The organism is Campylobacterota bacterium, from assembly GCA_040752835.1.
Classification (GTDB): Bacteria; Campylobacterota; Campylobacteria; order Campylobacterales; family Sulfurimonadaceae; genus Sulfuricurvum.
In genome coordinates, this window is record JBFMGG010000007.1 from 333,295 (window position 1) to 354,368 (window position 21,074).

The 21,074-nt window shown below is 57.1% G+C and carries 27 protein-coding genes; 12 read left to right on the top strand and 15 right to left on the bottom strand.

Annotated features, from left to right (window positions below; genetic code table 11):
• Window positions 1–9 precede the first annotated feature (9 nt).
• Genes AB1763_07680 through folD form a run of 5 tightly spaced genes read right to left on the bottom strand, consistent with a single transcriptional unit; the run spans window position 10 to window position 3,135 of the window.
• Window positions 10–342: a hypothetical protein gene (locus tag AB1763_07680; GenBank protein ID MEW5832699.1), complete on the bottom strand. Its 333-nt coding sequence runs from the start codon at window positions 340–342 to the stop codon at window positions 10–12.
• Window positions 343–345: 3 nt separating this feature from the next.
• Window positions 346–783: a ribose 5-phosphate isomerase B gene (gene rpiB / locus AB1763_07685; protein MEW5832700.1), complete on the bottom strand. Its 438-nt coding sequence runs from the start codon at window positions 781–783 to the stop codon at window positions 346–348.
• Between the two features lie 8 nt (window positions 784–791).
• Window positions 792–1,469 (bottom strand): site-2 protease family protein, encoded by a 678-nt coding sequence (locus AB1763_07690; protein ID MEW5832701.1) that lies wholly within the window; start codon window positions 1,467–1,469, stop codon window positions 792–794.
• Window positions 1,456–2,274 (bottom strand): signal peptidase I, encoded by an 819-nt coding sequence (gene lepB, locus AB1763_07695; GenBank protein MEW5832702.1) that lies wholly within the window; start codon window positions 2,272–2,274, stop codon window positions 1,456–1,458. The genes AB1763_07690 and lepB overlap by 14 nt, the downstream gene beginning before the upstream one ends.
• Window positions 2,275–2,277: 3 nt before the next feature.
• A complete protein-coding gene (gene folD / locus AB1763_07700; protein MEW5832703.1) occupies window positions 2,278–3,135 on the bottom strand; it encodes a bifunctional methylenetetrahydrofolate dehydrogenase/methenyltetrahydrofolate cyclohydrolase FolD in 858 nt (285 codons plus the stop codon).
• Between the two features lie 69 nt (window positions 3,136–3,204).
• Here folD and AB1763_07705 point away from each other — a divergent pair, with 69 nt between their 5' ends.
• Window positions 3,205–3,567, top strand: coding sequence for a cytochrome c (locus tag AB1763_07705; GenBank protein MEW5832704.1), 363 nt, complete (start codon window positions 3,205–3,207; stop codon window positions 3,565–3,567).
• Window positions 3,536–4,468, top strand: coding sequence for an aldolase/citrate lyase family protein (locus AB1763_07710; GenBank protein MEW5832705.1), 933 nt, complete (start codon window positions 3,536–3,538; stop codon window positions 4,466–4,468). Before AB1763_07705 ends, AB1763_07710 begins: the two co-directional genes overlap by 32 nt.
• On the opposite strand, the gene AB1763_07715 is transcribed toward AB1763_07710, so the two are convergent.
• The 5 genes from AB1763_07715 to AB1763_07735 all read right to left on the bottom strand — a co-directional run bounded on the left by AB1763_07715 (window position 4,469) and on the right by AB1763_07735 (window position 7,221).
• On the bottom strand, window positions 4,469–5,143 hold the full coding sequence (locus AB1763_07715) for a hypothetical protein (protein ID MEW5832706.1): 675 nt from the start codon (window positions 5,141–5,143) through the stop codon (window positions 4,469–4,471).
• A gap of 25 nt (window positions 5,144–5,168) precedes the next feature.
• Window positions 5,169–6,011, bottom strand: coding sequence for a hypothetical protein (locus AB1763_07720; protein ID MEW5832707.1), 843 nt, complete (start codon window positions 6,009–6,011; stop codon window positions 5,169–5,171).
• Window positions 6,012–6,079: 68 nt separating this feature from the next.
• Window positions 6,080–6,556, bottom strand: coding sequence for a hypothetical protein (locus tag AB1763_07725; GenBank protein ID MEW5832708.1), 477 nt, complete (start codon window positions 6,554–6,556; stop codon window positions 6,080–6,082).
• A 46-nt stretch (window positions 6,557–6,602) separates the two neighbouring features.
• Entirely contained in the window at window positions 6,603–6,833 is a 231-nt protein-coding gene (locus AB1763_07730) for a hypothetical protein (protein MEW5832709.1), read from the bottom strand.
• Complete coding sequence (locus AB1763_07735; GenBank protein MEW5832710.1) at window positions 6,826–7,221, bottom strand: NifB/NifX family molybdenum-iron cluster-binding protein; 396 nt, start codon at window positions 7,219–7,221, stop codon at window positions 6,826–6,828. The genes AB1763_07730 and AB1763_07735 overlap by 8 nt, the downstream gene beginning before the upstream one ends.
• 109 nt (window positions 7,222–7,330) lie before the next feature.
• On the opposite strand from AB1763_07735, the gene AB1763_07740 reads away from it, so the two are divergent.
• From AB1763_07740 to AB1763_07760, 5 genes are read left to right on the top strand one after another with little or no spacing between them, the layout of a single operon-like run.
• Window positions 7,331–8,059 (top strand): NifU family protein, encoded by a 729-nt coding sequence (locus AB1763_07740; GenBank protein MEW5832711.1) that lies wholly within the window; start codon window positions 7,331–7,333, stop codon window positions 8,057–8,059.
• 11 nt (window positions 8,060–8,070) lie between these two features.
• A complete protein-coding gene (locus AB1763_07745; protein ID MEW5832712.1) occupies window positions 8,071–8,514 on the top strand; it encodes a TOBE domain-containing protein in 444 nt (147 codons plus the stop codon).
• 57 nt (window positions 8,515–8,571) lie between these two features.
• A complete protein-coding gene (locus AB1763_07750) occupies window positions 8,572–8,946 on the top strand; it encodes a 4Fe-4S dicluster domain-containing protein (GenBank protein ID MEW5832713.1) in 375 nt (124 codons plus the stop codon).
• 12 nt (window positions 8,947–8,958) lie between these two features.
• A complete protein-coding gene (locus AB1763_07755; GenBank protein ID MEW5832714.1) occupies window positions 8,959–9,336 on the top strand; it encodes a NifB/NifX family molybdenum-iron cluster-binding protein in 378 nt (125 codons plus the stop codon).
• Between the two features lie 4 nt (window positions 9,337–9,340).
• The gene (locus AB1763_07760; protein MEW5832715.1) at window positions 9,341–9,739 is read left to right on the top strand and encodes a 4Fe-4S dicluster domain-containing protein; all 399 of its coding nucleotides are present in this window, start codon (window positions 9,341–9,343) and stop codon (window positions 9,737–9,739) included.
• 53 nt (window positions 9,740–9,792) lie between these two features.
• Here the strand turns inward: AB1763_07760 and nikR are convergent, their stop codons facing one another.
• Window positions 9,793–10,206 carry a nickel-responsive transcriptional regulator NikR gene (gene nikR / locus AB1763_07765; protein MEW5832716.1) on the bottom strand — a complete coding sequence of 138 codons (414 nt, stop codon included), beginning with the start codon at window positions 10,204–10,206 and terminating at the stop codon, window positions 9,793–9,795.
• A gap of 144 nt (window positions 10,207–10,350) precedes the next feature.
• On the opposite strand from nikR, the gene AB1763_07770 reads away from it, so the two are divergent.
• Both AB1763_07770 and AB1763_07775 read left to right on the top strand, forming a co-directional pair.
• On the top strand, window positions 10,351–12,390 hold the full coding sequence (locus tag AB1763_07770) for a TonB-dependent receptor (GenBank protein MEW5832717.1): 2,040 nt from the start codon (window positions 10,351–10,353) through the stop codon (window positions 12,388–12,390).
• A gap of 89 nt (window positions 12,391–12,479) precedes the next feature.
• A complete protein-coding gene (locus tag AB1763_07775; GenBank protein ID MEW5832718.1) occupies window positions 12,480–12,755 on the top strand; it encodes a hypothetical protein in 276 nt (91 codons plus the stop codon).
• A gap of 1 nt (window position 12,756) precedes the next feature.
• On the opposite strand, the gene AB1763_07780 is transcribed toward AB1763_07775, so the two are convergent.
• Entirely contained in the window at window positions 12,757–13,635 is an 879-nt protein-coding gene (locus tag AB1763_07780) for a DMT family transporter (GenBank protein MEW5832719.1), read from the bottom strand.
• Window positions 13,636–13,745: 110 nt separating this feature from the next.
• On the opposite strand from AB1763_07780, the gene AB1763_07785 reads away from it, so the two are divergent.
• Genes AB1763_07785 through AB1763_07795 form a run of 3 tightly spaced genes read left to right on the top strand, consistent with a single transcriptional unit; the run spans window position 13,746 to window position 16,836 of the window.
• The gene (locus AB1763_07785) at window positions 13,746–15,920 is read left to right on the top strand and encodes a SulP family inorganic anion transporter (protein ID MEW5832720.1); all 2,175 of its coding nucleotides are present in this window, start codon (window positions 13,746–13,748) and stop codon (window positions 15,918–15,920) included.
• A gap of 46 nt (window positions 15,921–15,966) precedes the next feature.
• Window positions 15,967–16,518 (top strand): hypothetical protein, encoded by a 552-nt coding sequence (locus tag AB1763_07790; GenBank protein ID MEW5832721.1) that lies wholly within the window; start codon window positions 15,967–15,969, stop codon window positions 16,516–16,518.
• A gap of 15 nt (window positions 16,519–16,533) precedes the next feature.
• Complete coding sequence (locus tag AB1763_07795) at window positions 16,534–16,836, top strand: helix-hairpin-helix domain-containing protein (protein ID MEW5832722.1); 303 nt, start codon at window positions 16,534–16,536, stop codon at window positions 16,834–16,836.
• Here the strand turns inward: AB1763_07795 and AB1763_07800 are convergent.
• From AB1763_07800 to AB1763_07810, 3 genes are read right to left on the bottom strand one after another with little or no spacing between them, the layout of a single operon-like run.
• On the bottom strand, window positions 16,833–18,227 hold the full coding sequence (locus AB1763_07800) for a response regulator (protein ID MEW5832723.1): 1,395 nt from the start codon (window positions 18,225–18,227) through the stop codon (window positions 16,833–16,835). The genes AB1763_07795 and AB1763_07800 overlap by 4 nt on opposite strands.
• Window positions 18,227–20,392: an ATP-binding protein gene (locus AB1763_07805; protein MEW5832724.1), complete on the bottom strand. Its 2,166-nt coding sequence runs from the start codon at window positions 20,390–20,392 to the stop codon at window positions 18,227–18,229. The genes AB1763_07800 and AB1763_07805 overlap by 1 nt, the downstream gene beginning before the upstream one ends.
• Window positions 20,389–20,943: an SCO family protein gene (locus AB1763_07810; GenBank protein MEW5832725.1), complete on the bottom strand. Its 555-nt coding sequence runs from the start codon at window positions 20,941–20,943 to the stop codon at window positions 20,389–20,391. Before AB1763_07810 ends, AB1763_07805 begins: the two co-directional genes overlap by 4 nt.
• Window positions 20,944–21,074 lie beyond the last annotated feature (131 nt).

The window sequence follows — 21,074 nt, forward strand, 5'->3', positions numbered from 1 at the left end:
CGCACGCCGTTAGATCAACGCGTCGATACGCCCTTCGAGTTCTTTGATCTTGTTCTGGAGACGATCGGTCTCGGCCCGGTGTTTCGAGTTGCGCGATTTAAGCGTCTTGAGCTCGTTTCGCAGGTTGCTGAGCTCCTCGCTGAGGATGTCGACGTTCCCCAGAGCGCGTTGCAACTGGATCTGGTACTTACGGATGAGCAGTTCGGCTTCTTTGAGGGTGAGTTTCATCATTTCGCTGCTGCGCTGCTCTTTGACGGTGATACTGCGGAAATAAAACATTTTTACGAGGAAAAACAGCGCTCCCAGCGTAACGATCGTCAGTAGTGACCATTCCCAAAACATCGGTTATCCTTTGATGGCCTCGATTTTTTCAACCCGGCCGCAATGGCGGCCCCCTTCGAATTTGCCGGCACACCAGGCGTCAAGGATCGACTCCGCGACACCCTGTCCCACGATCCGTTCGCCGAAACACAGGATGTTGGCGTCGTTGTGGCCGCGCGCGACGGTGGCGGTGTAGGCGTCATGGCACAGCGCGGCGCGGATACCGTGGAAACGGTTGGCGGCCATGCTCATCCCGATTCCCGAACCGCAGATGAGGATCCCCTGCGACCCGGCGTCGCCGAGGACGCTTTCGCATACTTTGACCGCATAGTCGGGGTAGTCGACCCGTTCTTTGTCGAAGGGCCCCAGATCGATCACCTCGTGTCCTTTGGAACGGAGGTTTTCGACGGTAAAGTTTTTCAGATCGATTCCGGCGTGGTCGGTAGCGACGTAAAATTTCATGATACTCCCTATTTTAGCAACAAATTTAAAACGATTTCGATCGGCCAGATGACCAACGGAATTTTGAGCGGCGTAACCAATATGATGATGATAGCAATGATTCCATAAGGTTCGGCTTTGGCGAAAAATTCGGCAACGGCTCGGACGCGGTATTTGAGGGTGAGGTAGCTGACGAAGTGGGCGCCGTCGAATCCGGGGATCGGCAGAAGGTTGAAAACCGCCAGCACGACGTTGATCAGCAGCAGCTTGATGACCAAGAGATAGGCGAAGGCGTAGAGGATCGTATCCCCTTCGGTGGGCTGTGGCATCGAGACAAGAAGGACCGAAGCCATCGTCGCTGCGAAAAAGTTGTACACGATTCCCGCCAGACTCACCTGCATCGCGGCATTGTAGCCGCCGTTTCGGATCACGGTGGGGATGTGGATCGGGACGGGCTTGGCCCATCCGAACAAAAAGCCGCTGGATGCTCCCAGCAGCATCGGGAGAAAATAGGTCATGAGCGGTACGAGGACAGACCCGAAAGGATCGATGTGGATAAGGGGATTGATGCTGAGACGGCCGCTCTCTTTGGCGGTACGGTCGCCGTATTTGTAGGCGACCCATCCGTGCATGATTTCATGCCCGATGATGGCGATCAGGAGGGCAAGAACGGCGGCAGGAATTTCCAGCAGATCAATAGAGTTCATAATCGTCGGCGTCCTCGCGGATCCGTTCGTCTACGGCCCGTTTGAGCGTTTCGGGCTGTTCCAGGTCGCTTGGGGTTTTGCCGATGCGGTCCCAGCGCACTTCGTAATTGTTGTCCATGCTGAAATAGACGAACCACGGCGTCCCTTCGATCAGTCCGTAGGGGACGGCACCCCAAAAACGGCTGTCGTTGGAGTGGTCACGGTTGTCCCCCATCATGAAAAACTCCCCTTCGGGAACCTGTACGGGGCCGAAGTTGAAAATTTCGGCCGGATAGAGGCCGTTGTCGACGATTTTGGCGTCGTGGTGGATACCGGGGTGCTGTTTTTCGTACGGATTTTTGACCCAGAGTTTCCCCTGGATTTCAACGAGTTCATAACCCTTGAACGCCTGGCGTGCGTACTCATCCCCTTCACGGGGATGGAGGTAGAGGTTTTTGTCCATGACGAACAACTCGTCACCGGGCAGCGCGACGCAGCGTTTGACGTAGTGCAGCTGGGTATTATTGGGATAGCGGAAGATGACGATGTCGCCGCGCTGCGGCTCGTCCCCGTCGAGGATGTGCCCGTCGGTCCCGGGGATCAGCGGGATTTCGAGAAACGGGATATGAGGTGTGGAGATTCCGTAGGCAAATTTTTTGGCAAAAAGATGGTCACCGATGAGGAGGGAATCTTTCATCGAGCCGCTGGGGATCCGAAACGCCTGGGCGACGAAAAAGATGATGAAAAGGACGATGACGACCGTCCCCGTCCACGTGTTGGAAAAGCGGTAGGCGCCGTGCGCCGCGTCGAGGATTTTTTTCTTCAAGGGTTATTTCTCTTCTTCCGCGTGGATTTGGGCCGCTTTGAGGGTGTTGGAGAGCAGCATCGCGATGGTCATCGGTCCGACCCCGCCGGGGACGGGGGTAATGTAGGAGCTTTTCGGGGCCACGGCGTCGTAATCGACGTCGCCGACGAGACGCCCGTCAGGGGCACGGTTGATACCGATGTCGATCACGATCGCACCCTCTTTGACCATGTCCGCTTTGATCAGGTTGATGACCCCCGCACCGACGAGGACGATGTCGGCGGCGAGGGTGTGTTTTTTGAGGTCATCGGTGAAGATGTGGCAGATTTCAACGGTGGCGTTGGCATTAAGCAGCAGTGCGGCCATCGGTTTGCCGACGATGTTGGAAGCTCCGACGACGCAGCAGTTTTTCCCCTTGACGTCGATGCCGTATTCGGCGAGCAACTCCATCACTCCCAGCGGAGTGCAGGGGACGAACCCGTCCAGTCCCGTCGCCAGACGCCCGACATTGTAGGGGTGGAACCCGTCGACGTCTTTGGTGGGGGCGACCACTTCGAGGATTTTCGTCGTGTCGATGTGTTTGGGAAGGGGGAGCTGGATCAAAATCCCGTCGATGTTGGGATTGGCGTTCATCATTTCGATGGTTTTGACGATCGCCTCCTGCGAAATGTCCTCGGGCATTTCGTGGGTGACCGAATAAAATCCGGCGCGGTCGCACGCTTTTTTCTTCATTCCGACATAGGCCTGGCTGGCAGGATCATGCCCAACCAAAATGACCGCCAGGCCGGGGACTCTGCCTGTACGGGCTTTGAGTTCCCTCGCCCCTTCGGAGACCTTTTGTTCGATTTTGAGTGCGAGCGCTTTACCGTCGAGAATCTGCATTTAACCACCGTCAGCATTGTTTTTGGGTATGATACCGCTAAAAGTCTAAACATTGGTTAAAGGTTAAGCGTGCGCTGGATTTTTGTTCTCCTTCTGGCATCGGCAGGTGCGAACGCCGAGTCGTTCATCACGAAAGAGGAATACGCGGCCGGGCTTTATCACAACCCGCGCGGGGTGGGATGCCACCTCTGTCACGGCGAAAACGGCGAAGGGAAGCTCATCGCCCGCTACAAAGACGAAGGGGCCTCCAAAGTTTTCGCCGGAAAACCCATCAACAAGCTCCCGTTCAAGGAATTTTATCTCAAGCTCAACAGCCGGATCATCGGGATGCCGCGGTATTACCTGACCGATACCGAGATCCAGACCCTCTATTATTACCTGCATCGAGAGGAGTTCAAACGTGCCGCTAACCGACCTGCAAAAACTCGATAGCCTGATTGCGAAAGACGATCTTTCCGCCCTGCAAACACTCGCTTCGGCCGTCCCCCGCATCCAAAACCGCTCCCTCTCTTTCCGGTCGGTCATGATGCTCTCGGCCCACAACACCAAGCATCTTTCGAAAATCCCCTCCGTTCCCGCCGAATGCCTGATGCTGAACCTCGAAGACGGGGTTGCGCCGGAGCAAAAACCCTATGCCCTTGCGCTGTGCGCGATCGCCCTCGCGGCGAATCCGAAAAGCGATAAAAAACTGATCGTCCGGGTCAATGCGCTCGGAGAGGGGGGCGAAGAGGAGATCGAATATCTCAACCCCTTTATGCCCGATGGTATCCGCATCCCGAAAATCCGCTCTGCGCAAGAGGTCCGGCGGGCGGCGGGGCTCATCGGGAAGGGGATCGAACTGCACCTCTCCGTCGAGACCAAAGAAGCATGGCTCGCACTGGAGGAGATTGCCTCGGAGCCGGGGATTTCGGCGTATTATCTGGGGGTGCTCGATCTGTTTGCCGATCTGGGGCTTTCCCAGAGCCTGCTGCATCCGGACAATCCGACGGTCCATTACATGCTGGCCCGTTTTCTGACCACCGGGCGCGCGTGCGGCATCAAGCCGGTGTCGTTCGTCTACCAGAACCACAAGAACCTCGACTGCCTGCGTAACTGGCTCGAGCTCGAAAAGATGATGGGGTTTGACGCCAAAGGGTGCATTTCACCTGCCCAGGCCGAGCTGATCCACGAAGTGCTCGGCCACGGCGAAGCGGAACTCAAACGGGCCAGAGAGATCGTCGAACTGTTTCGCGAGCATGCGGCGCACGGCGTGACGGGGTTTGTCCATGAAGTATACGGTTTTATCGACGAGCCGATCTACAAAGGGGCGTTGGCAGTCCTCAACAGCCGCTGATCATTTGACGATGATGTAGACCCGTATCCGCACTTTGGTCGGTTGATCGGGTTTGGGGTATTTGGGATGGGCGAGGTTGATCGTTTGCAGCGTCAGCTCGTCCAGCGGTGTTCCGATGCGGTTTTTTTCCAGGTGCAGGTCGCTGATCGTCCCGTCGGGACGGAGGGTGAATTCGACGACGTTGCTGTCGTGGGGATCGACGTCGTCGGGCCGCTCGCGCAACAGCCGCGTACCGACGATTTCGTTGATCTTGCGTATGCGCTGGAGATTGTCGACGATGTAGTGCTGTTCGCCTGCGGAGAGGTTAAAAAACTCTTCGCCGTAGTGGTGCAGCACCGAGTAGGGGAGGGAATCGCGGTCGGCTTCGCTGAACGCCCTGGGCTGGGGTTTCTGGGGCGCGATAAGCGTAGTGTCGGAAATATCTCCCGCGGGCTGTACCCGCGCGGCCGGCGGCGCTGGATCCGAAGGGGCTGGGGGAGATGCCTGCAGAGCAGAGGATGCGGATTCTTCCTCTTCCGTTACCGTTTCCCCGAAACGGACGGCGAACCGCTCTTTCGGGGGCGGGAGATCGTCCCTGTCGAAGGGGGACGCAAGGGCGAACCAGATAACCGATACGATCCCGATGTGGATGGACAAAGCCGCGACAAAAGCGCCGATCGATCGCGAAGGTTTCATGGGAACCGATTATAACCGTTTGGGATCAATATCCGGTAAGGTTGTACCAGACGCGGTAGCGGATCAGCGTTTTTTGCTGGGGACGGGGGTATTTGGCGTAGGCGAGTTCGATCACTTCGCGCGTCGTGTCGTCGAGGATCGAGAGCCGGCTGTTTTTGAGGAAGCGCAGATCGGAGATGCTACCGTCGGGGTGGAGATAAAATTCGATCATGTTGGTGTCGTTGACGCGGATGCTGTCGGGGATGCGGCTGCGCCCGTAGCGGTCGAGCACCCCCTGGGTGATGCGGCGCATGATCTCCTGGTTGTCGAGGATATAGCGCTGTTCCCCCTCGGAGAGTTCGTTGAACTTGTCGCCGTAAAGGCGCTCGATGCTGTCGGAGAGTTTTGTCGAACTTTTGACCGGCTGGTTCGCCGAAGCATCGGGACGCGAGAGGATGTCGTAGAGCCCCGGCTCTTTTTTCGGCTGGCGTTCGATCGTGGCAACCGTTTTGGCGGTGTGCGGGACGAACGCTTTTTTCGGTTCGGGCTTTTCGGCTTCTTGGACGGCGCGGGGCGCGGGAGGCGGAGGTGCTACGGGGCTTGAAACCGTTTTGGGCGCCGGCGCGGGGGAGGAAGGTTTGAGAAGCTGTTCACCACGGGGGATCGGCCGTGCCGGGGTGATTTTTGGGATCTCGTTGGGGACGATTGCTTCGGGACGGGAGGTGGGGTATTCTCTGAGTGATAGGCGGAACCGTTCTTCTGCGGGTTTGGTTTCGGGGGGGACGGGCGGTTCGAGCTGGTTCAAAAGAATCAGCAGCAATACGATGATGAGGTGAACCAGTACCGCGATGATAAAGGCGTAGAGAGAAAAAGATTCGGTTCGCTTCATAAGGGCGCATTCTACCCTGATTTTCCTAACGAAACCAAAAGCGCCCCTCTATTGTGCGGCGGGAGGGATCAGCCCCGGAGTGCCGCGTCGATTTGTGCGAGGGCGAGGGATTTTGCGTTTTCGGTCTCCCGGTTGTCCCACCAGTAATCGATGATGGCGTGTTCGATCTGCTCGATCTGCTCCATCCGCAGGTTGGCGAAGACTTCGTACGAACTGATCTCCTCGTCGGTAATCCCTTTGCGCGCAGCGAGGAGGGCGAGCGTTTCGCGGATGCTTTGTTCGAGCGCTTTGGGATCGGTTTCGAATCGGGCCTGGTCGATCCATGCGGCGATCTCCTCTTCGAGGTAGTCGTGTCCCCACACTTCGTAGCACAAAATGCGTCCCGTTCCGTAGACCAGGCTTTCGGTTTCGTCCAGAACGTCGGTAGTGATCACTTTTCCTTCGTGCAGATAGACTTCGAGGCGCTCGTTTTCGCGCAGCGTGCAGGCACGTTCGAACGCTGCACGGGCGTGGCGCAGGATTTCGGTTCTGAGAGTTTCGTTCATGGCAGAGGTCTCCAATATTGGTATGGTTGGGTCGATAAGAGGGCGATCAGCGTATCGCGTCCGTTCCGTTATGGTAGTCCCACAGCCGTTTGTAATGGCTGTCGAGCTCGCAGAGAGTCGAATCGACGGTGATCAGCTCGCTGCTGAATTCGAAACGGCTTCCCCGATTCAGGCTGTACCACGTTTCCATCTCCTGTTTGAGGACATCGCGTTTGGCGACGGTCTGCGCGATCAGACGGCGCAGTTCCTCCATTTCCGCGGTGATGATTTCACTCATGGCTGCATCCGCAGGTGCATGCGCCCGCATCGGTTCCGGGATCGAGATAGAGGCTTGCGTTCTCCGGGGTCACCTCGACGAGCTGCCCTTTGATCGCGCAGCGGATCGCCTCCTGCAGGCGCATCGTCTTGCGTCCCAGCCAGAACACTTTCATCCCGCCGCGTATCATCGTATGGAAAGGTCCGTCCCCCAAAAAGCCGTACAGCGCCGACGTGGCTCCCCGTTCCAGCAAAAAAGCGGCAGTCCGGATGCCGTTTCCGCACCCCTCGTTGGAGATGAGGGTATGACGGTCGGTCGCAGGGTCGTACAGCGCGAAATATTTGGCGTTTCCGAAGAGTTTGCTACTCATCAATACGGCGTTGGGCGATTCGATCGGAATGGCGATCATCAGCTCCTCCTTGGATAGGTATCGGGGACGAAATGCATATTCCGTTCGTCACCGTAGAACGGCAAATGCAATCCGTATTGCATTGAGAAACGGATACAAGGAAGCAACTATGGAATCCCTACCGCTTATGGAAGAAGCCCTGAGAGCTTATGAACGGGCGGACTACCCGACCGCCCGCTCGATCTGGGAAAGCCTGATCCACACCGATACCGACGCGATGGTCAACCTGGGAACGATGTACGTCAAGGGCTACGGCGTCGCCAAAGACCTCGCGACGGCGCGGGAACTGTTCGAGCGTGCGGCGGAAACGGGGCACGAAGTTGCTTCGTTTTACCTGGGGGGAATGTACGAAAACGGAATCGGCGTAGCGGCGGACAAAGCGCTGTCGTTGCACTACTACACGCACGCGGCCGAAGGGGGAATCGGCGGGGCGCAGCTCAAACTGGGGATACTGCTGCGCCACGAGGAACCTAAAGATGCGATGCACTGGATGATCCGCGCCGCCCATGCGGGGGAGAAGCAGGCCCATGCGCTCCTCACCTACGTCAGTAACAAAAACGGGGCGGCCGACATAAATGTCGCGTTTCGGAGGCTGGATGAGGACGCGCAGCGCAAAAAAGTCGAGGCGGTGATTTCCGCCCGGCTCTCTCCCGTCCTTGCCGGCGACGGGGGCGGGGTGGAACTGGTCCACTATGTCAGCGGCGATACCCCCGAAATCTGGCTGCGTTATCTGGGGGCCTGTTCCGGATGCCATCTGGGTCCCACGTCGACGGCGGGGATGATTCTCGAAGCGTTCGAAAGCGAAATCGACAAACAAATCGTCATTTACCTGTGGTGAGGGGGTGGCGTATGAATACGTTTCATGCCACCGTTGAAGCGATCAACAGCGACGAATTCTTCAGCTGTATCACCGTGCGTGCGGCCGACATGCTTCTCAAGCTCCTCAAAACGCAGACCCCTTCATGGCTCAGTGTCGGCGACGAGGTGGAATGCCGCGTTCAGGAAGCGGCCATCGCGATCTGCCGCGGAACCAAAGAAGAGAGCGTGTCGATCGAGAACCGTCTCCAAGGACAACTGCATCGTTTCCGTAAGGGGACGGTGCTCAGCGAAGTAAGCGTCCAGACCCCCTGCGGGGCCCTTAATTCCCTCATCACGACCGACGCGTTTGAACGGATGGAGTTGTGCGAAGGGTGCGAGGTGACGCTGCTGCTCAAAGCGGTGGACATCAAGCTCACCCCGCCGGTCGAGTCGCTCTCGTATGAAAAATGCAAAGAGAAGCTGTATCCGGTTTAGTACGGATAAATCGCGACAGAAGCGTATTAACCTTTACCATCCGACAAGGAGTTTACAATGGCGGTAATGATTAACGATTTGTGCATCAACTGCGATGCCTGTATCGAGGTGTGCCCGGTGGGCGCAATCGTAAGCGAAGGCGATTCCCCGCGCAGCGACTGGGAATACACCTACGTCAAACCCGAAAAATGCATCGAGTGCGTCGGCCATGCCGAAACGCCCGCCTGTGCGGCCGAGTGCCCCACCGAGGGGTGCATCGTCTGGGATATGCCTTACACGGCCGAATACAACGACTATTTCGTCAACAGTGCCGATTACGTCATCGGCGAGTCGAAAAAACGGGGGGTACTGACTCCCGAGGTTTCGCCTCAGCCGTTCAAGGAAGAGATCTCCATCGCCGCGCGCGAAGCGCACGAAGCGGTCGCGGTCTAAGGGGAGGGGACCGTGCTCGTCGCGTTTGCCTCTTCCGACGGCGTTTTTGTCAATCAGCATTTCGGGTGGTCGAAAAGTTTTGAACTCTACCGCGTAACCCCCCAGAGCGCCGAATACGTCAAGACGATCGACAGTTCCGAAGATGCGATCGCCGACGAGCACGAGAAACTCGCCTACAAAATCGGTACGGTCAGGGAAGCGGACATTCTGTATTGCTCGCAGATCGGGCCGACGGCATCGAAACTGGTGCTGGCCGAAAAAATCCATCCCCTGCGCTGCGGCGAAAACGATCGGATCGACGACTCGATCGCCAAGCTCCAGGAACTGCTGCTGGGCAATCCGCCCCCGTGGCTGTTGCGTATTCTACACACTTCAAAAGACAAGGGGTAACATCATGTCCGTTATCATCAACGATACCTGCATCACCTGCGATGCCTGTTTACAGCAATGTCCCGTGGGGGCGATTCTCGACGATGCGCACAACCCGGTAGGGGAAAAACGCTATTACGTCCAGCCCGAGAAGTGTGTCGAATGCGTCGGCATCTATGACGATCCGCAGTGTGCCGCGATCTGCCCGAGCATCGGGTGCATCACGTGGGATATGCCCTTTAGCGCGGCTTTCGATGAACATTTTCGCAACGAAACGATCTACAAACTGGGAAGGACGAAAGAGGGAATCCTCAAATCGCCTCTTTACAAAGAAAAACCGTGCCGGAGCGACATCCCCCTCGAAGATCGCGGGGTGGGGCGTCTTGTGCAGGAAGAACCGGACGGTCTCGAAGAAGCGGGGTGAGGGCGGCGCCTGGACGAGCGCTTCCCGTCGAATCCTTTTCCCCTGCCGGACACTCAGAACGTGGCGGTTTTCGTCAGTTTTGAAAAATTGATCCCTTTGAGGCCGCTGATTTTGCCGGCCAGCTCTTCCACCTGATGCGCCGTACCTTTGATCATAATCGTTTCGAGGCAGTTATGGTGATCGATGTGGATGTGGGTATTGCACAGTACCTGCGCATCGGTATCGTGCTGAAAATCCGTCATTTTTTGAAGAAGATCACGCTGGTGATGGTCGTAAATCAACGTCAATACGCCGATGACTGCATCTTCCCCGCTATTCCACCGGTCTTCGACGATCTGCTCGCGGATGAGGTCACGGATAAATTCCGAACGGGAAACGTACCCCTGATTGATAATTTGGTTGTCCAGCGAGATCAGCAGCTCTTCGGGGAGCGAAACGCTGAACCGTATGATTGCGTCGTTGGCCATCTCCGCTCCTGTCCGTTTTTTCCCCGTCATTATAGCAAACACCGTGTCGGGAAAAAGTCAATGAACAATCATTCAGTTTATTTTAATGGGGAGAGGATAATAATACTAAAATAAAAAAAATATTACCGATCGAGGGGGTGGAGCGTGGATCATCGGGTTGCCGGCCGCATCTTTGCCGTTTTGGGTGCCGTTTCTCCGTTATACGCAGGGGGAGAACAAACCATCTCCGACATCTTTGTTCCCGGCGTCACCGTCGAGGCCGCTGCCGACGCCGCTGCGTCCCGCACCTCTGCGGGAGAGGGGACGGTGAACGCCCGGCAGCTGGAGGAACGTCCGCTGCTCCGTCCTGCCGAAGTGCTCGAAACGGTTCCGGGATTGATCGTGACCCAGCACAGCGGCGACGGCAAAGCGAACCAGTATTTTCTGCGGGGGTTCAGCCTCGATCACGGGACCGATTTTTACACCACGATCGAGGGGATGCCGACGAATCTTCCCACCCATGCCCACGGGCAGGGGTACAACGATCTCAATTTCCTGATCCCGGAGCTGATTTCGCAGATTACGTATAAAAAAGGGCCCTATTATGCGTCGGAAGGAGATTTTGCCTCCACCGGAAGCGCCCGTATCCGCTACGCCGATCGGTTCGATGCGGGTCTGGTGAGCGTCACCGGGGGGAGTTTCGGCCACCGAAGGGTGTTGAATATCGACTCGTTCGAAGCGGACGGGGGGACGCTGCTGTACGCGCTGGAATATTTTCATAACGACGGTCCGTGGGATCATCCCGAAGGGTACGAGCGTTTCAACGGTGTCGTGAGCTATACGAAAGAATCGGCGAATCGGCGGTACAAAATTACCGCCATGGGGTATCGCGGAGAATGGGACGCGACGAACCATGTTCCCGTTCGGGCGATCGACAGCGGCCTGATCGGACGCTACGGTTCACTGGATACTTCAGACGGAGGTACAACCCACCGTTACAGCCTGTCGGGAGAATACGAACGCCGCGACAGCCGAGGCGTGACGAGCCTGAACGCATACGTCATCGATTACGGGCTTGATTTGTATTCGAATTTCACGTATTTTCTGAACGACCCCCTACACGGAGACCAGTTCCGACAAAAAGACGCACGCACCATTCTTGGCGGTGAAGCGAAACGGACCGAAGCAGGGTCTTTTTTCGGTGCCGATTCGATTCGCACGTACGGTTTGCAGCTGCGCCACGACGCGATCCGAAACGTCTCCCTCTCCAACACCCAAAACCGCGTATTCGTCAGCCCCGTGACCTCGGACCGTGTCGATGAGAGTGCGGCGGGAGCGTACTGGCAGGAGGAGATCGAAGCGGCAGACAAAGTGCGGGTCACCCTCGGAATTCGGGGGGACACCTACCGTTTCGGCGTCGAAAGCGGGGTCAATCCCGCCGATTCGGGAACGGTCCACGATTCGATCCTGAGCCCGAAACTGGGATTGATCTTCGGACCGTGGGGCCAAACGGAGATATTCCTCAACGGCGGGTACGGATTTCACAGCAACGACGCCAGGGGGGTGACGAAGGAATCCGATCCGGCCACGCCGCTGGTACGGACCAAAGGGGCCGAAATCGGCGTACAAAACCGCTCGGTGAGCGGCTTGCAGACGGCATTGTCGTTGTGGATGATGCAAAGCGATTCGGAACTGGTCTTTGCCGGAGACACCGGCGGGACCGAAGCAACCGGCCCTTCGCGACGGATGGGAATCGAATGGGCCAACTACTGGACCCCCGCACCGTGGTTTATCCTCGATGCCGATGCCGCAGTCTCCCGCGCCCGTTACAGGGATCCCGCTTCGGCAGGAGGGAAATACGTTCCCGAAGCGATCGAGCAGGTGGTATCGCTTGGAGCGGCCGTAACCGACTATAACGGTTGGTTTGGCGGGCTTCGGCTCCGTTATTTCGGAAGCCGCGCGCTGAACGAGGAGAATACGCAGCGCTCGAAACCTTCGACGCTTGTCAATCTCAAAGCCGGACGCCGGATTGCGAAAAACGTTGATCTCGCGTTGGACGTGTACAATCTTTTCAACCGTAAAACCTACGATATCGAGTATTTTTACGAATCGCGGCTGGCGTCCGAAGCCGCGGGCGTTGCCGATCACATGGTCCATCCGGGCGAACCGCGTTCGTTTCGGATCAGGCTGGATATGCGCTATTGAGGCGGCGGCGTTTACCAAACCGGTCGATTCGTTGACAATTGTCTGCTAACATAACGTCAGACAAGTTAGAATTAGTAGAAGGAGACGCGATGCGTTTAGTAGTGTATGCGGTTGCCCTCATCATCGCTTTTTTGGTCTTCAAGGCGTTTTATCTCGATGCGTATCTCGCCGAACGCAAAGCAGCCGAAGCCAATGCCAGCGAAGAGACGAATGTCTCGACCCTGCCTGCGGCGCAGACTCCGCCAAACGTTCCGGCGGCTGAACCTGCCGAAACCAACACAACCCCTACCAAAGCCCCCTACAGCGATATGCCCCTCGAACGTGCGGGCGAGAAAATCGCCGAAACGATCGGCTCGAAATTCTGATTCAGCGGCTGCGGATCAGCAAAATACCGCTGAGGACAACCAGCGCTCCCCCCGCGATTACCATCGGGGTCGGCAGCGCATCCCCCAAAACGATTCCAAACGCCGTCGCAAACAAAACGACCGAATAACTCGTCGTGCTCACGATCCCCGCTTTGGCGTAAAAATAGGCGCGGGTCATAAAGATCTGTCCGTAGGCCGCCGCACTCCCCATCAGGACGATCCACAGCCAGTCACGCCCCTTGGGGATCACGAACGGGCTGAGGGCGAAGGCAAACAGTTCCGAGGTGTAGCGTTCCGCCGCGATCATGAGTGCCGCGGGGATCAGAACCCCGAAGATCATGAAGGAGAGGACGACCGTCCGTTCGTCGTAATGGGATTTGAGGCTTCGGACGCTGGTATAGGCCAGTGCCGAGAGGAACCCCGTCAGCAGCCCCATCGCGTGGAGGTACCCGAAATCGGCCCCGCTGAGCATCACTACCCCCGTAAAACCGACGACGATCGCTAAAACCGCCCGTTTGGAGAGGTGCTCCCCCATCAGAAGAAATGCGAGGATCGCCGTAAATATGGGTTCGGTTTTGGAATAGACGATGGCGTTGGAGAGGGTGGTCGCGCCGACCGTGTAGAAAAAGGCCAGCAAGGCCACCGTTCCCACAATGCCGCGAAAAACGAGGGTAAAGGGGCGTCCTCCGACGTTGCGGATCGGTTTGCGAAACGCGAGGGAAAGGATCAGCACCAGCCCGACGGCATTGCGCCAGAAGGTTACTTCGACCGATCCCATCGACGAGGAGAGGAGTTTGGCAAACGCGACGGTGAGGGCGAACAAAAACGAGGCGGCGAGCATGTAAAGGATGCCGAGCCGGGTATCGGGATGGAAAATCATGGGCGCGATTGTAGCACGAATCGCCCTCTTGGAGGCAAACTAATCGCCTTTTGGATACAATGGAAAGAAAAAGCGAAGAAGTTTGTCGAATGGTGAAGAAAACGGGATGGATGGGTGATTTTTGGGGCGGAACGGCGGCGATGCTCGTCGCGCTCCCCTCGGCGATTGCGTTCGGCGTCATCGTCTACGCCTCGATCGGAGGCGATTACGGCGCGTACGGTGCGATAGCGGGGATTTTGGGTGTCGTCGCGGTCGGAGGCATCGCCGCGCTGATGGGAGGGACGAACCGCCTGATTTCGGCTCCGAGTGCTCCGGCCGCAGCGGTACTCTCGGCGTTTTGTCTGGAATTTATCGCGCGCGGATACGGTGCGCAGAGCGTATTTACGATGGTCATGCTCGTTGCGCTGATGGCGGGGATGATCCAGATCGCTTTTGGGGCTGCAGGGCTGGGGAGGCTGATCAAATACATGCCTTTTCCCGTAGTCAGCGGCTATCTCAGCGGGGTGGGACTTTACATTATCGCCTCGCAGGCTCCCAAATTCCTTGGGCTCCCCGAGGAGGTCGGATTCTGGGACGGGGCGCTGAACCTTTTTATGTGGGAATGGCAAAGCATTGCCGTGGGGACCGCGACGGTACTGGCGATGCTCTATGCCGATCGGATCGTCCGGCACGTGCCGGCGGTCATCGCGGCGCTGGCGGCGGGAACGGCGGCCTATTTTCTGCTGGGGCTGGCGGACCCTGCGCTCTACCGCCCGAACAATCCCTTCGTCATCGGTACACTCGGCGGGAGCGGAGGTATCGATTTTTTCGGCGCCCTTGAAGGGCGTTTCGGTCTCCTGGCAGAATTCTCGTTGAACGATGCGGCATTGTTGCTGCTCCCCGCCCTGACTCTTGCGGCGCTCCTTTCCATCGATACCCTCAAAACGTGCGTGATCGTCGATTCGATGACCCACTCCTATCACGATTCGAACCGCGAACTGGTCGCGCAAGGGTCGGCCAATACCGTCTCAGCCCTCATCGGGGGGATGCCCGGATCGGGGACGATGGGGCCGACGATGGTCAATATCGCCTCGGGTTCGGAAAGCGCGCGCTCGGGGTTGATTGCCGCTTTGATGGCCGTGATCGCGTTTTGGGTATTGGGCAGCTTCATCGCCTGGATTCCCGTTGCCGTCCTCTCGGGGATACTGATTGTGATCGGGTGGCGGATGATCGACCGTCACAGCATCCGGCTGGTGCGCAACCCCAAGACGGCCTTCGATTTCATCATCATCGCGACCGTCGCGGTGATCGCCGTTTCGGTGAGCCTGATCGTCGCGGCGGGGGTGGGACTGGCGCTGGCGGTGGTGCTTTATATTATCCGCCAGATCGGGATGTCGGTCGTCTACCGGCGGATCGAGGGGACCGACGCCCGCAGCAAAATCGTCCGTAAACGGGACGAAGAGGCCATTCTGCGGCAAAGCGGGGATCTGTTCGCACTCTACGAACTGCACGGAACGCTGTTTTTCGGGACGGCGAACCAGCTGTATTCGGTGCTGCGCAACGACCTCGCCGACAAAAAATACATCATCATCGACATGAAACGGGTGCAGACGGTGGACATCACCGCGGCCCATATCCTGTTGCAGATCAAGGACATCCTGCACGAAAAAGAGGGATACCTGATTCTCTGCCGTCTGCCGCACAAGCTGCCGACGGGGGATGATCTGGAGATTTTTTTCAACCACGTCGGGCTCCTTAAACACATGAGTCCCGTCAAAGTATTCGGCGACCTCGACGATGCCATCGAATGGGTCGAGGAGAGGATTATCCGTGAAAATCGCGAGGTGGAATTCAGCGAACTGCCCCTTACGCTGGCCCATTTCGATTTTTTCCGGGGACGCCGCACCGATACCCTCGAAGAGATCGAAAGACTCGTCGAACTCCGTACGTTTCACAAAGGGGAAACGATTTTCGCTGCGGGCGACCTGGGATGCGAGCTGTTCCTGATCCGCCGGGGGCTGGTACGGGTAACGCTCCCGATGGGTGAGGGGAAAAGCATCCATCTCAATACGCTGGGGCAGGGGAACTTTTTCGGCGAATTTTCGTTTCTGGAAGGAAGCCCGCAGTACACGATGGCCATCGCGGCGGCCGATACGGACGTTTACGTGATCTCGCGCGAAGCGTTCGAACGCTTTTCGGAACGCCACAAAAAAGCGTCTTTCGAGTTTATGCGCAGCGTCGCGGCGGTGCTCGCCGAGCGGCTTCGATCGACGAGTACCGAGTTGGGGGACGAATACGAAGTTTAAGAACGGTTTTTGCTTGTAGGGCGTATACCGCCATGAGGAGTTTACCATGAACGTCTCGTCTGTATCCGGTGCGTCGGCAGGCTATCCGATACCGAACGCTTTCGAAACCCCAGAGGATGTTTCGGCCTATGCGCAGATTATGGCGCAGCTTTATCCGGTAGAGCCGTATCGCACCCGCGACGAAATCAATGCCGAAGACGCCGCGCTCGCCAAGTTCAAAGAAGACCTCAAAGTCAAAGGGGCCGCTTTGTTCCTGCAAGAACTCAACGAAGAGAAAATCGAAGCCCTCGTCGAAGAGTATCGCCAGAAACTGATGAAACTCAAAGAAGAGAATCCCGAACAGCCCATCGACGTGAACCAGATGGTCAGCGATTTTCGCAAACAGCTTTTGAAAGAACTGGCCGAAGCCCAGAAAGCCGAACAGTCCGAAAAAAGTTCGCCTACGGCCGAGGGGATGATGAGTGCCGATCTGCTCGAAAACATCAAAACGGCGCAATCCAAAGAGAAAACAGCCCTGCAGGGGGAAGAGGGATTTTTGGAAAAGATGCTGAACCCGCAGCCCCAGGAAAAGGAAAAACGCCCTGTTTTTAACCTTTGAAGCCAAGGAGACGCCATGAACCCCTCCAAAGTGATCCGCGAAAAAGTCGAACGGCTTACCGACCTCCCCAACATCGGCAAAACGATGGCGCACGATCTGATGCGCATCGGCATTTCCCGCCCCGCCCAGCTCGTCGGGGAAGACCCCTACGATCTCTACGTCCGGTTCTGCCGGGCGTTCGGGGAGCGCCAGGACCCGTGTGCCCTCGATGTGCTGATGTCGATCACCGATTTTATGAACGGCGGAGAGCCGAAGGTGTGGTGGGCCTATACTGCCGAGCGTAAACGCCGCTACGGGGAGCGGATCACGCTTGACTAGTCTTCGGGGAGGTCTTTGAAGCGTTCCTGTATCTCCAGAAAGCTTTCGAGATTTTCGAACATCAAATCGACCAGATTCGGGTCGAAATGTCTTCCCCGCTCCTGCCGGAAATAATCGAGGATACTCTCGATGGTCCATTCGCTCTTGTAGATCCGTTTGCACCCCAGTGCGTCGAAGACGTCGGCGATCGCGGTGATTCTTCCGAAAATGTGGATATTCTCTCCGCTGTTTCCCTTGGGATAACCCCTGCCGTCCCAGCGTTCATGGTGCTCGTTCGCCACGATCGCAGCCGCCTGAAGGAGCGGGTGGGGGGAATTCCGGAAAAAAGACGCCCCGATTTCGGCATGGCGTTTCATGATGTCGAACTCTTCTTCGGTCAGTTTCCCCGGTTTGTTCAAAATGGCGTCGGGAATCCCGATTTTCCCGATGTCGTGCATCGGGGCGATCAGCCAGAGCCGTTCGGCTTCTTCGCTCGAGAGGCCGCAGGCCTCGGCCAAAATTTTGGAATACTCCGCAACCCTGCGGACGTGCAGCGCCGTCTCTTTGGATCGGCTCTCCCCCACATATCCCAGCGTGATAAAGAGCTCTTTCTGGGTCGCCTCGACCTCTTCTTTGAGATCGAAAATTTCGGTGATGTCGTTTCGGACGCTGATGTATTCGACGATCTCACCCTTGCTGTCGAGGATCGGGCTGACGTACGAATCGACGATGTAGTGCCCGCCGTCTTTTTTGCGGTTTTTGACGATCCCGTGCCACGAGCGTTTGGAGCGGATAATGTCCCACATCTCCTTGTAGACTTCGCGCGGGACGTCGGGATGGCGGACGATCCGATGGTGCTTGCCGATGAGTTCGTCGCGCGTGAAACCGCTGATCTCGCAGAAGGTGTCGTTGACGTAGGTAATCACCCCGGCGAGGTTGGTTTTGCTGACGATGGAACTTTGGTCGACGATCTCTTTGTATTGTTTGAGAAGCTCTTTGTTTTCCGAAAGTTCACTGCTGAGCTGTTTTTGCGCGATCCGGAGTTTGAGCTGGGTGTTGACCCGTGCGGTGAGTTCGCGGCGCTGAAACGGTTTGGTGACGTAGTCCACCGCACCCGCTTCGAACGCGGCAATCAGGCTCTCTTCGTCGTTTTTGGCGGTCAGGAAGATGACGGGAATGTCCGAATGCCGGGGCGAAGCCTGCAGCCGCCTGCAGGTTTCGAGCCCGTCCATCACCGGCATCATCATGTCCAGGAGGATCAGGTCGATGTCGTTTTTATCGATCCTCTCAAGCGCCTGTTCGCCGTTGGTCGCATAAAGGATGCGGCATCCCTGTACTTCTTTGAGGATATTGGAAACAACCTGGATATTGCGGGGTTCATCGTCGACCACCAAAACGGTACACGATTGCATTATTCGGCTCTCCATTGTTTAAGATAGTTGGGATAGGCGTTCAGGAACTGTTCGACGGCGTTGACGTCGAAACTCTCCGCCCCTTCGCGCAGACGGTTGCCGTAGTCGGCAATCTCTTCGATCCCCTCTGCTTCGCCGATACGGGTGAAGGTGTCTCCGAGTGAACGGGCACTTTCCATATCGCCCGATGCGAGGGTGTCGGCGACGGCGGAGCGCAGTTCCAGAACCTGCCGGCGCACGGTTTCCCTGCCGCTTTGCGAAAGATCGACGCCCTGAGTCGCCGGGATCGGCGACAACGTACGGACCGAGTGGGGGACGAACTGACGTATTGTCCCCAGCAGGGCATTTTTGCTGACCGGTTTTTCGAGGAAACCGTCGAACGACTGCACGATCCGTTCGTAGTCGTGTTTCATCACCGATGCGGTGACGGCGACGACGGGGATGGGGTTTTCGGGATTCTCTTCGGCCCGCCAGGTACCGATCGCCTGCCAGCCGTCCATGTTGGGCATCCGTATGTCCATCAGCACGAGGTCGTAATGGCGGTTACGCATCCGCTCGAGCGCGACAAGCCCGTCCTCGGCTTCGTCGATCTCAAAGCCGTATTCGTGCAGGAACTCTTTGAGAAGAAGGCGGTTTTCGGCGATGTCGTCGACGATGAGGATCGTGCGGCGTTCGAAGACGAACTCCTGCGTGTGGTCGATCGGTTCGTCGAGGAACAGCGGTTCGGAGATTTCGAGGCCGTAGAGTTTGAGCGTGAAGGTGCTCCCCACGCCCACTTCGCTCTCCAGCCCCATCTCCCCGTCCATCAGCCGCGCGAGTTTGTCGCAGATCGAGAGCCCCAGCCCCGTTCCACCGTACTGGCGGCTGTCCTGACCGTCGTTTTGGACGAACGCGTCGAAAATCTTTTTGCGGCTGTGCAGGGGGATGCCGATCCCGCTGTCCTGGACCGAAAAGGCGAGGTCCACGCTCCCCTCGTCGGGCTGCGAGAGGTTTGCGACACGGAGCGAGACGCTGCCGTGATGGGTGAACTTGAGGGCGTTGGAAAGGAGGTTTAGGAGAATCTGGCGCAGGTGGATCTCATCGGCGATGATCCAGTCGGGGACTTTGGGCTCGATCCTGTAATCGAGGACGAGACCTTTTTTCTCCGCCGTTTCCTGAAAAAGCGTCACGATGTCTTTGATAAAAGCGTGAAGATTGACCGGGTGGTATTCGATTTTCATGTGCCCCGCCTCGATCTTGGAGAGATCAAGGATGTCGTTGATGAGCGAGAGCAGGGTCCGTCCGCCGTTTTTGATGGCGGTGAGGTATCCCCGCTCTTTGGCCCCTTCGATTTTTTGTTCGAGCAGCTCGGCAAAACCGATGACGGCATTGAGCGGAGTACGGATTTCATGGCTCATGTTGGCGAGGAATTCCGATTTGAGGCGGTTGGCCGAATCGGCTTCTTCTTTGGCGTGTTTGAGGTCTTCGGAGAGTTCGATCTGTTTTTGGAGCGCGCTTTGCAGGTCGCGCGTCCGCTCTTTGATCTCTTCTTCGAGGTGGAGGTTGAAGCGGTTGAGCTTTTCGTTGGAGAGATCCAGAGCCGCTTTCGCCTCGCGGATGCTCAGGAACTGCTGGATCGAAGAGCGGATGATGTAGCCCAGGACGATCGCTTCGGCGACGACCATCACGCCGTGCAGATAGACGTACTCGATCCCGCACCCGTAGCTGAAAATCATGATCGGGTGGCCGTCGATCGTGAACTGTCGGGACTGGAACCAGTTGAAGAGGAAATGGTGGGCGATGATCGTGATGCTCCCCAGCAGCATCGGGAGAGTGTCTTTGTAGATCGTCAGGATCGCCAGTCCGATAAAGACATGGAAATGCATCTCGATCCGCCCCAGATGCTGCTGGATGTAGAGCGCCGAGAACATCATCACCGCGACGGCGGCGATGAGGCGGAACCACACCGTTCCGCGCACGGTAACGTAGGCCAGGGCACTCAGCCCCAGGATGAGGGCGCTGCCGAAGATGCCGATCCAGTAGGTCGAATAGTAGCTCGACGTGACGAATACGGCGATGAACGCATGGGCGAGAAGGATGAGCATCATGTTCCGGTCGGCTTCGAGGTAATGGGCGGCAAGCTCCTCGCGGTCGCGTCTGCGCAGGACGGAAAACGGTGAAATCATCGGGTGTACCTTTGGATATCGTCGAGTACCGAAGCCTCGTGATAGGGGTGGGTGGTGTAGATGCGTTTGAGTTCGTACCCCGAACCGTTACGCACCATCAGGTAGAGGTTCGAGGAATGCGACATTTCCGACTCGCCGCTGATGGCGAGGTTGAAATCTTTTTCGAGCCGCGAGACCTGTCGCAGATCGGCATAGACCCCTTTGAAATCGGGATGGAAACTGCGGGCGAACGGTTCTGCCCATTGCGGGTCTTGCGTGGGGTTGAGGTTGACGAAATAAAACGAGACGTCGTCCGACCGGCGCTGTATTTTCCGATAGAGGGGGGCGAGTTCGTTCAGCGCGGGGATGCAGATCGAGGTACACCCGACGTAGCCGAAATAGACGAGGACGGCCGAAGCGGTTTCGTCTTTTAAAAACCACGGGTTCAGACGGTTGGCAGGGGCGTCGAGCGCATGGGCCTTTTCTCCCAACAACCCTGCCGAAAGCGGGAAAACGGCCAGCAGTGCGAGCATGCTCAGCAGGATAATGCTTCCGATGAGAGTCTGTTTCATCGCTGTCCCGGTATTCAGTATGTTCACCGATTATACCACCGGATAACGCTTTAATCTATATTTTATCCATCGCTATTTTGATAAATCGGTGATGCGTTACGATCCGAATCACTACGGCAAAACGGCAGCCG